This window comes from Pedobacter sp. GW821-FHT01D05 (assembly GCF_059422505.1).
On record NZ_JBWKXA010000009.1, the window covers coordinates 40,426 to 55,000 of the forward strand.

Annotated in this window: 7 protein-coding genes; 6 read left to right on the forward strand and 1 reads right to left on the reverse strand. The window is 40.7% G+C overall.

The genetic code is table 11. The annotated features are described in order from the left end of the window. Positions 1-86: 86 nt before the first annotated feature. On the reverse strand, positions 87-4,130 hold the full coding sequence (locus tag AC07VK_RS23535; RefSeq protein ID WP_492963510.1) for a hybrid sensor histidine kinase/response regulator transcription factor: 4,044 nt from the start codon (positions 4,128-4,130) through the stop codon (positions 87-89). A 200-nt stretch (positions 4,131-4,330) separates the two neighbouring features. Between AC07VK_RS23535 and AC07VK_RS23540 the strand changes: the two genes are divergently transcribed. The 6 genes from AC07VK_RS23540 to AC07VK_RS23565 are packed head-to-tail and all read left to right on the forward strand — an operon-like array spanning position 4,331 to position 14,566. After that, entirely contained in the window at positions 4,331-7,537 is a 3,207-nt protein-coding gene (locus tag AC07VK_RS23540) for a SusC/RagA family TonB-linked outer membrane protein (RefSeq protein ID WP_492963512.1), read from the forward strand. A 21-nt stretch (positions 7,538-7,558) separates the two neighbouring features. Then, complete coding sequence (locus tag AC07VK_RS23545; protein WP_492963514.1) at positions 7,559-9,463, forward strand: RagB/SusD family nutrient uptake outer membrane protein; 1,905 nt, start codon at positions 7,559-7,561, stop codon at positions 9,461-9,463. A gap of 23 nt (positions 9,464-9,486) precedes the next feature. Then, the gene (locus AC07VK_RS23550; protein ID WP_492963516.1) at positions 9,487-10,410 is read left to right on the forward strand and encodes a DUF5017 domain-containing protein; all 924 of its coding nucleotides are present in this window, start codon (positions 9,487-9,489) and stop codon (positions 10,408-10,410) included. A gap of 59 nt (positions 10,411-10,469) precedes the next feature. Next, entirely contained in the window at positions 10,470-11,273 is an 804-nt protein-coding gene (locus AC07VK_RS23555; RefSeq protein WP_492963518.1) for a glycoside hydrolase family 16 protein, read from the forward strand. An 8-nt stretch (positions 11,274-11,281) separates the two neighbouring features. Next, positions 11,282-13,363 carry a polysaccharide lyase 8 family protein gene (locus tag AC07VK_RS23560; RefSeq protein ID WP_492963520.1) on the forward strand — a complete coding sequence of 694 codons (2,082 nt, stop codon included), beginning with the start codon at positions 11,282-11,284 and terminating at the stop codon, positions 13,361-13,363. 18 nt (positions 13,364-13,381) lie between these two features. Further along, complete coding sequence (locus tag AC07VK_RS23565) at positions 13,382-14,566, forward strand: glycoside hydrolase family 88 protein (protein ID WP_492963522.1); 1,185 nt, start codon at positions 13,382-13,384, stop codon at positions 14,564-14,566. The last annotated feature ends 9 nt before the right edge of the window (positions 14,567-14,575 follow it).

The window sequence follows — 14,575 nt, forward strand, 5'->3', positions numbered from 1 at the left end:
TCTATTGGAGTCTGTCATTGATAGAGATTAATTTCTGATGAATCAATATAATAACGTTTTTTAATGTTTTGCAAAGCGTTTACAGGTTAATCATTACTGATGAACTCACTTGGGGTTTTGCCGAAATGTTTTTTAAACTCTGAACTAAAATATTTCCGATCATTAAAACCAACTGAATAAGCAATTTCGGCAATATTACCTGAACCTTGCTTGAGTAATTGGGCTGCTCTTTTTATCCGCAACGATTTAATAAAATCGTTCACCGAAAGGTCGGTCAGTGCCCTTATTTTTTTGTAGAGTACAGGTTGGCTCATGCCAATTTCTGAAGATAGGCTAGGTACATCAAAATCGGGATCGGCAATCCGGTCTTCGATAATCTGGATAATTTTATTCAAGAAGTTTTGCTCGGTAGTGTTAATTACCATGTTTTTAGGCTCGAGTACAATTACCTGTGCAAACTTTTGTTTAATGGTTTCCCTGGCATTTAACAGGTTCTGAATGTTCAGCTCCAATATTTTTAGGTTAAATGGCTTCATGATGTAGGCATCGGCACCGTTTTCGAAACCATTTACCTGGTGCACGTAAGCCGATCTTGCCGTTAATAAAACGACAGGGATATGGCTGGTTCGTTCATCGGTTTTAAGTTTTCGGCATAACTCCAGGCCATCCATTACAGGCATCATTACGTCACTGATAATTAAATCAGGAATCAGCTCTAAAGCACAATCTAACCCGGTAGCTCCATTTTCGCGTTCATAAATCTGGTATGAAGGGTTTAAAGCCTGTTTTATAAAGGTTCTTACATCTTCATTATCTTCTACGAGTAAAATGCTATTTTTTCTCTTTTTCTCTAGCCCATCCGGCATTAGCTCCTCTCCCTTAAACGCTTCGGTTACCTGCGTTGTACTAAGGTTATAATTTAAAGCGTCGTCGTAATAAACATAATCAGGGATAAAATCGGATGGATTAAAATGTGCTATCCCTGTTTTTAAACTTACGGTGAAAGCCGTATTGCCAAAAGCATTGTCGTTTTTAGGTGTGCTTTCGAAACTGATCTGGCCATGATGCAGTTCTACAATGCTTTTAGAGAACGATAAGCCCAAACCTGTACCAATGGTTGTATTGGCATTGGCCTGATAGAAATTAGTGAATAAACTGGCCTGATTCTCTAAAGGGATGCCCTTGCCGTTATCACAGATCTTTATGTTAACCAATTGTTTTTCTGTTTCTATTTTCAGGCTAATTTTTCCGTTTACAGGTGTAAATTTAAAGGCATTAGAAAGCAGGTTGAACAGTACTTTTTCCATTTGAACTTTATCAAAATAAAGCTCAATTTCTGCCTGTGCGGTTTCAAACTGATAATCGATGTTTTTAGAAATGGCCATGTTCTGAAAAGCAAGAAATATTTCCCTGCAGAATTTTACCACATCGCCAGGACTTACATGTAATGCCATTTTTCCGCTTTCTGCCTTTCTAAAGTCGAGCAGTTCGGTAACCAGGTTCATTAAACGATCGGCATTATTTTTTATAGGTTGCAGATCCCGGTTAAGGGCAGGGTCGTCCTTGGCGTTTTCAATCAATTTATCTAAGGGGCCCAGAATGAGGGTTAATGGTGTACGTATTTCGTGAGAAATATTGGTAAAGAACTCGAGCTTATGCTCGTTAATCTCTTTTTCTTTTTTTAGTACAGCTTTTATTAATAAATAGCGGATAAATACAATGGAAATGGCTGCAAAAGCGCAAAAGTAAAACAGGTAGGCCCACCAGGTTCTATAAAATGGCGGATTTACAGTAATATCAATTTTACGGATATTTGCACTCGGAATGCCATCATTATTAACCCCTCTAACCATAAAAGTGTAATCGCCCGGAGGAAGATTGGTATAAGCAGCTGTTGGAACATCTACATCGTTCCAGTTTTTCTCGAAACCGTCTAATTTATAGGAATAGCGGTTTTTTTCAGGTTTAATAAAGTTCAGTAAGGCAAAACTTAAACTAAATGTATTTTGATGGTTAGAAAAAACGAGCTTATCCTTTAAGCCGATATTTTGATCCAGCAGGCCGTCATCAGCATTAATTTTTACTGATTTGTTATCAACTTTTAAACCGGTTATTACCATGACTGCAGCCTTATTATTGGTTTGTATGCGGTTAGGGAAAAAGCTGATAAAGCCGTTATAACCACCAAAAAACATTTCGCCATTGCTGCTTTTAAAAAAGGCATTGGTATTAAATTCGTTTCCCGGCAAGCCATCGGCAACGGTATAGTTTTTAAAGGTTTTGTGCGCTCTGTTAAACATGCATAAGCCGTTGGCAGTACTTATCCATAGATTTCCATTGTCATCTTCTAAAAGGCCCAGCACATTATCGTTCGGTAAACCATTTTTTACCGTGTAGTAAATTACTTTGTTCTTTTTTTGATCGTACTGCACTAATCCTCTGTTGTTGGTGCAGATATAAATCTCTTTATTTTTTGTTTCTGCAATGCCGTTTACATAATAATCTAAAGGTTTTTTGGTTTTTACATCGCATAAGGTGTAAAACTCTTTTTTATCAATGTTGTAAATGCTAAATCCGCTTGTGGTGCCGAAGTAAACGCGATCGGTTACCGTTAAAGCTTTAACGATCGGTAAATTCGAAAAAACTGAAGGTAGCTGAAAGTTGTAAAATCTGGTTTTTTCAGGATTGGAAATTTTGACGCCGTTACGCTGAGTGGCTACATATAGGTGTGCATTTTTATCTTCGGCCACTGCAGTAATTTCATCGGGTACATCTTCCTGTTTCGCACTAAAGTCGAAACGCTTAAAAGTATGGTTCTTGCTGTCGTAAAGATTAAGTCCGCCGGAGTGCGTACCTATCCAGAGTCTACCTGTTTTATCGAGTATTATTTTTTTGATGAGGTTGGATTTAATCGAATTGCTGCGGCCATCATTTTTAAAAGCGGTGAATGTTTTTGTTAGCCTGTTGAAATAATTTAATCCGCCGCCTTCGGTTCCGATCCAGAGATTTTTATGTTCATCTTCTGCAAAGGCACTTACCACATTATTGTTAATGCTTGAGGTATTTTTATTTGTGCTGTAAATGTTAAATGCTGTGGTATACGGATAGTTGATGTTAACGCCGCCAAAATAAGTGCCCACCCAGATAGAGCCGTTCTGATCTTTATACAACCGATGTACCGAATTCTGCGACAAGCTTTTTTTGTTGTCGGGATCGTACTGTAAGTTAGTGCAGTTGAAATTTTGAGTGTCCATTACGCTAATCCCATCCAATGTACCTATCCACAATTTGCCTGCATCGTCTAAAACCATGGTGCGGATGGTATTGTTTACAAGCGAATGCTGTTGACTATCTGAATGTTTAAAATTTTTAAAGGTATTGGTGGAAGGGTTATACAGGTTTAAACCATTATCCTGCGTGCTGAGCCATAGTTTGTGCTGGCTATCTTCAATTATACCGGTGATATAATTTTCACTGATATCGCCTGCTCTACCCTCATTTTTAAAAACAACCGTTTCGTAAGCGCCATTTTTGACAGTCATTTTTAATAAGCCACTGGATGTTCCAACCCAGATATTTCCTTCATGATCCTGCTTTACGGTTCTGATGTTATGGTATATTTTATCCTTAAAAAAAACCTTAATCTTTTTAAGGTTCCCGTTTACAATTAAGTTTAATCCGTTAAGTGTACCAAGCCATACATTTCCATTTTTATCTTCGGTAATGCAGTTAACCATATTGTTGCTGATGCCTTTGGGACTGGCGGTAATGCGCTCAAAATTATCCGTTTTTTCATTATACTTATTTAAACCTGCATCGGTACCTACCCATAAATTTTGATGCGAATCTGATAAAAGACTTACGACATAATTATGCGATATGGAAAGGGAGTCGGCTGCTGAAAACTGGTACACTTTAATATTATACCCATCGTAACGGTTTAGGCCATTTCGGGTACCGAACCACATAAATCCTTTTTTATCCTGGCAGATGGCCAGTACCGAAGTTTGTGATAAGCCCTTCTCTATACCAAGGTGGTCGAACAGAATTGGTTGTTGACATTTTCCCGATGTTACAAATCCTAAAAACAGGGCTGCACAGCACAAAAATTTCAGGAAAGCTTTAGGCATGAGATAATTGGTTATAGTTGTTATTGGCAATCTAAATTATGGTTTAAAAGCATTTTTGCCAAATATTTAGAATATTACCCCTAAATGTTTAGAAAATTATACCCCTTCGAAATGGGCTATGCTATAAGTTTGTTCTGCGGGGAATGCTTTTTAAAGCTAAACCTAACAAACAGACCTAATAACCAATTTAACCAACAATTATGAGTAAACTCTACATTCCGGGGAGAACAGGCATGCCATTGCATGCATATCTTTTCCCTAAGCTTTTATTATTACTCACTTTCTTACTACTTAGCAATGTTATTGTTTTTGCCCAAAGTAAAACCATTATTGGTGTAGTTACGGATGAAAGTAAAGAAACAGTGCCCGGCGTATCGGTTAGCGTAAAGGGGAGTAAAACCACTACACAAACAGATGCTGATGGCCGGTTTAAAATTCAGGCGTTGGCAACAGATCAACTGGTGTTTAACTATGTGGGTTATGCTTCGCAAACCGTAACTGTAGGTACGCGTAGCACGGTTAACGTGGTGTTAAAATCTTCTATTACGGGTTTGAGCGATGTGGTGGTTGTGGGCTATGGCACTACCAAAAGGGCCGACCTTACGGGTGCTGTAGGTTCGGTGAATATGAAAGATCTGGAACAGGCTCCTGTCAAATCATTCGATCAGGCGCTGGCCGGCCGTGTGGCAGGGGTACAGGTCTCAACCAGTGATGGCCAGCCAGGTGCAACAGCAAACATTGTGATCCGCGGGGCTGGATCCATCTCACAAGACAACTCGCCATTGTACGTTATCGATGGCTTCCCTTCTGAAGATGCCAATGCAAACTCCATCAACCCATCTGATATTGAAAGCATAGATGTATTAAAAGATGCTTCGGCAACTGCCATTTATGGTGCGCGTGGATCTAACGGGGTAGTGCTCATTACCACCAAAAGGGGCAAGGCGGGCAAACCACAACTTAGTTATAATGCTTATTACGGTACGCAAAAATCGCCAGAAAAAATTCCGGTGATGAATGCCTTTGAGTTTGTGAAATATGTAAAAGAACTGAATCCTGTTTTTGCTGATTCTGTGTATTTAAAGAATGGCGTTACCGTAAATGATTACCAGAATGTATCGAGCCTGGATATGCAGGATTATATTTTTCAGAACGGGCAGAACCAAAACCATGATATTGCCTTAAGGGGCGGAAACGATAAAACAACCTACTCTATTTCCGGTAACTACAATAACCAGAAAGGAATTGTGAAATACAGTGGTTTTAAGCGTTACCAGGGGCGTTTTGTACTCGACCAAACCGTTACCGATAAATTAAAAGCAGGTGTAAACGTAAATTATGCCTATAGTGAAACTTTCGGGACACCAATTTCTGCCACCAATTTTTATGCCTCTTCGGTACTGTTGTATTCTGTTTGGGGCTATCGTCCTGCTGCGGCAATTTCTGGCAGAGACCAGAATACCGACCTGCTTGATTCGTTTTACGACCCTACAAATGAGCTGGCCAATAACCAGGATTATCGTGTAAACCCGTTAATCAGTTTAGAAAACCAGAAAACCATGTATAAAGCCACTACCATGGTGGCCAATGGTTATGCTGAATATGCTTTTACACCAAAACTAAGATTAAGGGTGGCTGCAGGGATTACCAAAGCCAATACGGAAACTAATATTTTTAATAACTCCCTAACACAATCGGGCAGTAAATGGAACTCATCAGGTCCGAACGGAACTTATGCCACCAGTCCGGCTTTTAACTGGTTAAATGATAATACCCTAACTTATAAAAACACTTTCAATAAAGACCATAACTTAACTGTTTTGGCGGGTTATTCTGCACAGCGGAGCAAAAGTTCTTACCGCTCGATTTATGCCTCGCAAATTACCAATGAAAGTTTAGGTATTGATGCATTAGATTTGGTGCCGGCAGCCAATACGGTTGTAAACTCAAGAAGCTCGGTTTGGACACTACAATCTTTCCTGGGTAGGTTAAACTATGATTTTAAAGGCAAATATTTATTAACGGCCAGTTTCAGGGCAGATGGGTCGTCGAAATTTGCTCCGGGCAAGCGTTGGGGTTATTTTCCTTCGGCATCGGCCGGATGGCGCTTTAGTCAGGAATCTTTCTTAAAGGGTGCCACCTGGTTATCTGATGGTAAACTGCGTATCGGTTATGGCGAATCGGGAAACAACCGTGTTGGCGATTTTGCTTACCTGCCACAACTAAACTTAGGCAATACACAATACTGGTATTCATTTAATGGTAAACCCGTAGCCATTGGCTCGGTAATCACCGCATCAGGCAATTATGATCTGCAGTGGGAAACGAATACCCAAACCAATATCGGTTTGGACTTGAGCTTTTTTAAAAACCGCCTTGGGTTAACTGCCGATGTGTATAAAAGGGTGACCAACGATTTATTGCTGAATGCCCAATTGCCCTATGCAAGTGGCGTACAAAGCGGAACAGGCTTTAAAAATATAGGAAGTTTAGAAAACCGCGGTTTAGAGATTACCTTGAACAGCACCAATATCCAGACTAAAAATTTCCGTTGGACAAGTAATTTCAACATCAGCTTTAATAAGAATAAAATTCTGGAATTAACTGAAGGACAAAACTCTTTACTTGCCGGTTCCGGAACTTTTTTTAATACCACATACACCAGTTTATCGCCATACATATCTGTTAAAGGCCGTTCGGTCGGTGAAATGTACGGATTGATTTTCGATGGTGTTTACCAATACAGTGATTTTGATAAAATGCCAAATGGTTCATTTTTGCTTAAGCCAAATGTAACCACCAACGGTTCTACCAGAACATCTATACAGCCGGGTGATATTAAATACAAAGATTTAAATGGCGATTTGGTGGTAAACAATAACGATTATACCATCATCGGCAGGGGGTTGCCTATTCACACGGGCGGTTTTAGCAATAACTTTAGTTACAAAAACTGGGATTTAGGGGTTTTCTTACAATGGTCGTACGGTAATAATATCATCAATGCCAACCGTTATGTTTTTGAAGGGGGTATCGTAACCAACCCGAACCTTAACCAGTATGCTTCGTTCCAAAACCGCTGGACACCAACCAACCAGAACAATGATCTGTTTAGGGCGGGCGGAATGGCAGCAGCAAATTATTCTTCCAGAGTGGTAGAAGATGGATCATACCTGCGTTTGAAAACCGTTCAGCTGGGTTATAATTTCTCTGGTAAAATTCTTAAAAGCATCGGCATGTCGAAACTGCGCTTAAATGCGTCGGCTCAAAACCTGTTAACCCTTACCGGTTATTCGGGACTGGATCCTGAAGCTTCATCAAGGCCAAGCAATCTTACCCCCGGGTTTGATTACGGAACCTACCCGCAATCTTTCACGGTAACCTTTGGTTTAAACGCAACATTTTAATCACCATTAAAAGATAAGACAATGAAAAATAAATATATTCTGGCTTTTTTATTTGTGATGGGATTATCATCATCATGCAAAAAATTCTTAGATACTGAGCCAACAGATTTCTATAGCCCATCTAATTATTACCAAACGGCAGATCAATTGCAGGTAGCGCTTAACGGCATATACAGCAATATGATGTACGAGCGGATGTACGGACAGGTATTGAACTTTAATTTTGTGAGCGCAACAGACGAAATGTTGCCAAACAGACCTGTAAACGGCGAGGCACGTGGTCTTTATTATTCTTATGATGCCGGGCATGCTTATGTGGCCGATGTTTGGCGCTGGCCGTATTTGGGTATTAATAATGCCAATGTGCTGATTGATAACATTAATAAACCAACAATGGATGAAAAACAACGTGGTTATATTAAAGGCCAGGCCTTGTTTTTAAGGGCTTACAATTATTTTATCCTCACCACTAATTTTGGTGCGGTGCCGATTATTCTGCATAGTCCTGGTATTGCCGAAACCAATATTCCGGCATCACCTCAGGGAGCGGTTTATGCGCAGATTGTGGCCGATTTAAAAGAAGCTGAAACTTTATTGCAAGGTAGAACAGCCACAAGCCTTGGTTATAACGATCAGGTAACCATAACGGCTGTACAAGCCATGTTGGCGCGTGTTTACCTGTATTGGGCAGGTTATCCAACCAATGATGCCACTAAATATGCCGATGCAGTTGCGTATGCTGATAAAGTAATCAATTCTGGCTTACATGGCTTAAATCCGGATTATAAGCAGGTTTTTATCAATTTATGTCAGGATAAGTATGATGTAAAGGAAGATATTTTAGAATGGGGATCGGCAGGTGCAGCCGCTGGCGTAACCAATAAAACCGGTAACGATATCGGAAACTTTGTGGGTATCCAATCGGCTATCCTTACTGTGAATGGTTCTTTCGACCCTGCCTCTTATTCTGCAGTTGGCTGGGTACAAACCACTAAAAAGTTATTTGATAGTTATGAAGTGGAGCCCACAAGCACGTTGGTAAACAAAGCATCGTTAGATACCAGAAGAGATTGGAATTGTGCTGATTTTATCTGGACGGTAAATACAACCAGTGGCATAAGGAGTAAAACAGAAAAGCCAAATCCATGGCAAATGATGTGTGGGAAATTCCGCCGTGAATATTGCCCGGAAGCCTCGAGGAATTTGGGTACTTATAACATCAACTGGCCTGTAATCCGTTATTCGGATGTGTTATTGATGAAAGCAGAAGCCGAAAATCAGCTTAATGGTCCAACGGCAGCGGCCTACGATGCCATTAACCAGGTAAGAAAAAGAGCTTACGGAACGATGTACGGCAATATTGTGAAAAATATTACAGTGGTTAACGGAGGTTCGGGTTATAGTGCTGCTAACCCACCGGCGGTAACCATTAGCGGTGGTGGTGGCTCGGGTGCAACGGCTGTTGCTGTGGTATCTACCAGTGGCGCAGTAACCGGGATTAAGTTAACCAGCAGAGGAAACCTAACAGCTGCAGGGCCCTATTTTACTACTGCACCAACGGTAAGCATTGCTGCGCCAACCAGTGGTGTAACCGCAACCGCAACCGCAAGCATTACCAGTGGAAGTGAATACCTGTTAACACCAGGGCTAAACAAAGCTGATTTTCAACTCGCTATCAGGGATGAGCGCATGCGCGAATTGTGCTTCGAAGCTTACCGTAAAGCCGATCTTATCCGTTGGGGTAACTTTGTGGGTGATATGCAAACCTTTGCCAACTATGCAGTAGCTAACGGAGTTTCGGCAACAACTGGAAACGCCGTTGGTTATAGCGGAATTACCGGAATTACCCAAAGACATGTATTGCTTCCAAAACCAACTTACGAGTTAAACTTAAACAAGGCTTTAACTCAAAATCCAGGATATTAATTAACCTCAAAATGGAAAAGAAGATGAAATATCTATTCAATATAGGTGCGCTTGTAGTTTTGTTTTTTACAGCATGCAAGAAAGACCTCACAACTGATGCCCCAACTGCAGGCATTAATCTGATCAATGCGCGTGCTACAATTGGCGATACCCTGGTTTTTAAACTGGGCGATACCTGTAAGTTTGCGCTCGATGGTTACGCCGATAACATTGTTTTTTGGGGCGGTACTACAGGCAATAAATACGAATATCGCGATAGGGCAATGGCACAGGGCATACCTACATTATCTTTTACAAGCACTGCCCAGTTTGGCACACAAACCAATACTTTACAGGTTTTGGCTACCAATAAGCTGCCTTCCAGAGATTCGGCAACGGTTGTAAATGCAGCCTGGACAAACATTACTGCCCGGACACCTCTGGCTACCAGCGCTACCGCAGTAAATACAGGTAATGTTGATTTGGCTGATCTGGTAAATGGTGTAAACGATTCGCTTTTTATTGCTTTTAAATATTCGGGCGTAACAGGCTCAACGCAACGCACCTGGACCATTACCAACTATACTGTAAACAATGTATTGGGCGATTACAGCTATAATTTGGGTTCATTAGCAAATGATAATGCTTACTGGACACGTTATGGTAACGTTTGGACACCGGCAAGTGCGCGATGGGTAGCCACTACCACTGCACTTACCATTGTTGGTGGTGCGGCAACGCTTCCAACAAATACCAGTTGGATAGTGAGTAAGGCTCTGTATGTTGGGCGGGTATCGCCTGATATTGCAACGGCTACAGTAAAAAATATTACAGCATCTGCCACCACATCATATGCTTATAAATATGTTGCCGTGGGTAAATACAGGGCAACTTTTGTGGCTTATAATGTTAACCCCAACGAGCGTAAAGCGACTACAAAGGAATTTAATATTAAGGTTATCCTTTAACAACAAACACAGCTGCCTAACTCATTTTAACGCAGGTCGTGTTTACATTATATCTTTTTATGAATAAACAACTATTAATCTCGCTGTTTTGTATGGTTGCCCTTAACTGTTTTGCGCAAAGCGATGGCATAAAACGAAAATTGATCTGGAGTGATGAATTTGATTATACAGGTTTGCCTGATACTAAAAAATGGAATTACGAACAAGGGTTTGTACGGAATGAAGAACCACAGTTTTATACGAAGAACAGATTGGAAAATGCCAGGGTAGAAAATGGAAACCTGGTGATAGAAGCAAAAAAGGAAGAATTTGAAGGTGCACATTTTACCTCGGCTAGTGTAATAACCTTAGGGAAGCAGCATTTTAAATACGGCCGGATAGAGGTCAGGGCGAAAGTATGTAAGGGTGTTGGTGCGTGGCCGGCAATTTGGATGCTGGGTACCAACCGTGGGCCGGTAAAATGGCCCAATTGCGGCGAAATTGATATTCTGGAATTTGTGGGCAAAGATTCTACACAGGTTTACGGAACGGTACATTATACAGATTCTACCAATAATTATAAATACCAGGGTGAAAAACCAGTGGTTGGCAAGCCTTGGCAAGACTTCCATGTATATGCCATTAACTGGGATCAGGATAAAATTGAGTTCTATTATGATGATTTAAAATATATGGTATTTGATATTAAGAAAGCAGACAACGCAGTGAGTAATCCTTTTAGGAAAGAATTTTATCTGCTGCTTAACCTGGCACTTGGCAGGCAGGGAACTTTGGGCGGGCCTTTAAAGGAAGAGATTTTACCATTGAAATATGAGGTTGATTATGTTAGGATTTATAAATCTCCTTTAAAAAGTAAAAAATGAAGGCTAGCATGAAAAGTAGCGGATCGAAAATATGGTTATCAGTAGTTTTTGTTTGTTTAAGCTGCCTTTTTGCAAGGGCACAACAAAAAACCTATGCCATTATTATGGAGCGCATCAATCAGGATTTGCAAGTAGGGATAAATGATGGTGTGTTAACAAAAAGGATAACTAAAAACTTACCTGCACTTAAGTCAGATGGAAGCTGGACCGATATTAACTATGCAGATGCACAATACGATCCGCTAAACAGGATAAAAGATATGGCAAGTGCTTATATCCGTCCATCAAATAAGCTGTATCAAAATGTTGAGTTATATGGCGCGATTGTTAAATCTTTGCAGCATTGGCTGGATAAAAATCCGAAGAACAAAAACTGGTGGTATAATGATATTTTTTATCCCCAGGCCATTGGCCAAACGTTGATTTTGATGCGGAATGCGAAAACGCAACTTCCTGTGGAGTTGGAAAAGGCATTGATCAATAGAATGATCAGAAAGTTAAAAACCGGCGATGGTGCCAATACCTCTGATGAGGCTTTGCACTATCTGTACCGTGCCTGTTTAACACAAAACAAGGCAACTTTAGATTCTGCCGCTAAATATTTATTCGAACCTATTGCTATTGCAGATGGAAAAGAAGGCATTCAGGTGGATGGTAGTTATTACCAGCATGGAAAACAACAGGCGATTGCCAGTTATGGGCGGGTGTTTGCCGGTAATTCGGTTAATGCAGCATTCTATTTAAGAGAAACGGAATATGCCTTGCCAAAAGCTCAGTTGACCATTTTAGTCAATTACCTTAAAAACACATTTCTGAGGACGGTAAGAGGATCGTTTTACGATTTTAATGTACGTGGACGAGGAATTAGCCGTAAAGATTCTTTAAGTAGCGGGATGGGCGGAATGGTAGGAAAGATTAAACTGTTTGATCCCGAAAATGCCGCCTATTGGGATGCATCAGCATTAAGAACAGCAAGGAAAAAACCTGTTGATTATGGGATAACAGCGTCACATAGCCAATATTGGAAAAGTGGTTACACGCTGCATCTTCGTAAGGCGTATACTTTCAGCATACAAATGGCTTCAACCCGAACTTTACGGACAGAACGCGGCAACAACGAAAACATATTGGGGAAATTTCTCCCCGATGGGGCGACCAATATCCAGCGCAGTGGATCGGAATATGCCAACCTGATGCCCGTTTGGGAGTGGGATAAAATCCCGGGAACCACCAGCAGAGATTATCCTGATGATAATGGGGCAACAGTATTAAAGGAATGGGGAATTCCGGGTACAACCAAATTTGTTGGAGGAGTTAGCGATGGCATTTATGGCGTTTCATGTTATGATTTAAATTACGACAGCGTTCAGGCAAAAAAAGCATGGTTCTTTTTTGATCGGGAAGTGGTGTGCCTGGGTGCTGGAATTAAGAGTAGTACAAAAGAAAATATTACCACAACAATTAATCAGGCCTGGTTAAGGGGCGATGTGGCTTCTTCAAATGGGGCACAGGCCAATGGTAAAGGTGAGATTTGGACAATTCATGATAGCATTGGGTATATTTTTCCCCAAGGTGGGAATTTAGAAATCAGCAGCAAAGCACAAACCGGAAACTGGTACCGCATCAATCATTTTCAAAGCAAGAACGAACTGAAACATAACGTATTTAAAATCTGGTTAAATCATGGGAAAAATCCTCAGAATGCCAGCTATCAATACCTAGTTGTGCCAGGGGTTGATGCTGCAGCTTTAAAAAAATATAACCGATCGATGATCCGGATATTGAAAAACACTGACGAACTGCAGGCTGTAAAACATACCGGACTGGACATGTTGCAGGCCGTTTTTTATAAAGCGGGAACACTGGCTGCCAATGGCCTTTCGCTTCAGGTAGATCAGCCGTGTACGGTTTACATTAAAGATTTAAACGGTAAAAACCCTATGCTATATATCGCAGATCCCGCACAGGAAAATGCAAGCATCAAGGTGTTGCTAAAGCTGCCAGGATTATCGAAATCAAAAAGTATAGATTGTAATTTGCCAACCGGTGCCTTTGCGGGTGCAACGGCGAATTTTAAAATTAAAGAATAATACACAGACTATTAAATTATGAAAAAAATCAATTTCGCTGTCGCATTGCTGATGCTTGGCAGTTCAGTTTCATTTGCCCAGACCGAGAAAAAGCCGATGGCCCAGTTAATTAACGATGAGTTTAAATTCGCAGCTGACCAATATAAAGTGCTGGGTAAAAATATTCCTGAAGGGAAAACGCCTCAGACTTTCGAAAATGGAAAACCCGTAAATTACGATATTAAATGGTGGTGCAGTGGCTTTTATTCTGGCAGTTTGTGGTATATATACGAACAGACCAAAAATGCAGATATTAAACAAGAGGCTGAGAAAGCCTTAAAAGTAATAGAACCAAACCAGACCTATACGGGAAACCACGATTTGGGTTTTATGATGTTCTGTAGCTTTGGTAATGCTTACCGTTTAACGGGTAAACCAGAATACAAGGCTGTGATTCAGCGTTCTGCAGAATCTTTGGCAACGCGGTACCGCCCGGTGGTAAAATCGATCCAATCATGGAATAAAAGCAAACTGTGGGAGTGTCCGGTAATTATTGATAATATGATGAACCTGGAAATGATGAACTGGGTAAGCGATAATGGTGGCGATAAAAAGTATAAAGAAATATCGGTTATCCACGCCAACACGGCTTTAAAAAACCATTTCCGTCCCGATTTCAGTTCTTTTCACGTAGTTGATTATAATCCGGAAACCGGAGCAGTAATCAGGAAAGCCACATGGCAGGGTGCCGCAAACTGTTCTGCATGGTCGCGTGGGCAGGGCTGGGCTTTGTATGGCTATACTATGATGTACCGTTTTACCAAAAATCCTATCTATTTAAAACAGGCAAAAGGTATTGCACACTTTATATTAAATCATCCCAATTTACCTGCCGATAAAATACCCTTCTGGGATTTCGATGCGCAGGGTATTCCTTTTGCCAAACGCGATGCTTCTGCAGGTGCGCTTATGGCTTCGGCATTGTTAGAGCTTGGTCAGTACACGTCAGGAAGCGAGAAAACTGAATTTAAATCTGCGGCCGAAACCATGATCTATTCGCTTTCGAGCAGTGCTTATCATGCTAAATTAGGTGAAAACGGAGGCTTTTTGTTAATGCACAGCACCGGAGCTTATCCATTAAACAGCGAAATAGATGTGCCTTTGGTTTATGCCGATTACTACTACTTAGAGGCTTTGGCGAGATATAAAAAATGGTATTTGTAAAGATTGATA

What these genes read in the sequence shown, in the direction of transcription:
- AC07VK_RS23540 (WP_492963512.1), top strand. Translation starts at nt 4,331, where the DNA reads ATGAGTAAACTCTACATTCCGGGGAGAACAGGCATGCCATTGCATGCA.
- AC07VK_RS23560 (WP_492963520.1), top strand. Translation starts at nt 11,282, where the DNA reads ATGAAAAGTAGCGGATCGAAAATATGGTTATCAGTAGTTTTTGTTTGT.
- AC07VK_RS23545 (WP_492963514.1), top strand. Translation starts at nt 7,559, where the DNA reads ATGAAAAATAAATATATTCTGGCTTTTTTATTTGTGATGGGATTATCA.
- AC07VK_RS23555 (WP_492963518.1), top strand. Translation starts at nt 10,470, where the DNA reads ATGAATAAACAACTATTAATCTCGCTGTTTTGTATGGTTGCCCTTAAC.
- AC07VK_RS23535 (WP_492963510.1), bottom strand. Translation starts at nt 4,130, where the DNA reads ATGCCTAAAGCTTTCCTGAAATTTTTGTGCTGTGCAGCCCTGTTTTTA.
- AC07VK_RS23550 (WP_492963516.1), top strand. Translation starts at nt 9,487, where the DNA reads ATGAAATATCTATTCAATATAGGTGCGCTTGTAGTTTTGTTTTTTACA.
- AC07VK_RS23565 (WP_492963522.1), top strand. Translation starts at nt 13,382, where the DNA reads ATGAAAAAAATCAATTTCGCTGTCGCATTGCTGATGCTTGGCAGTTCA.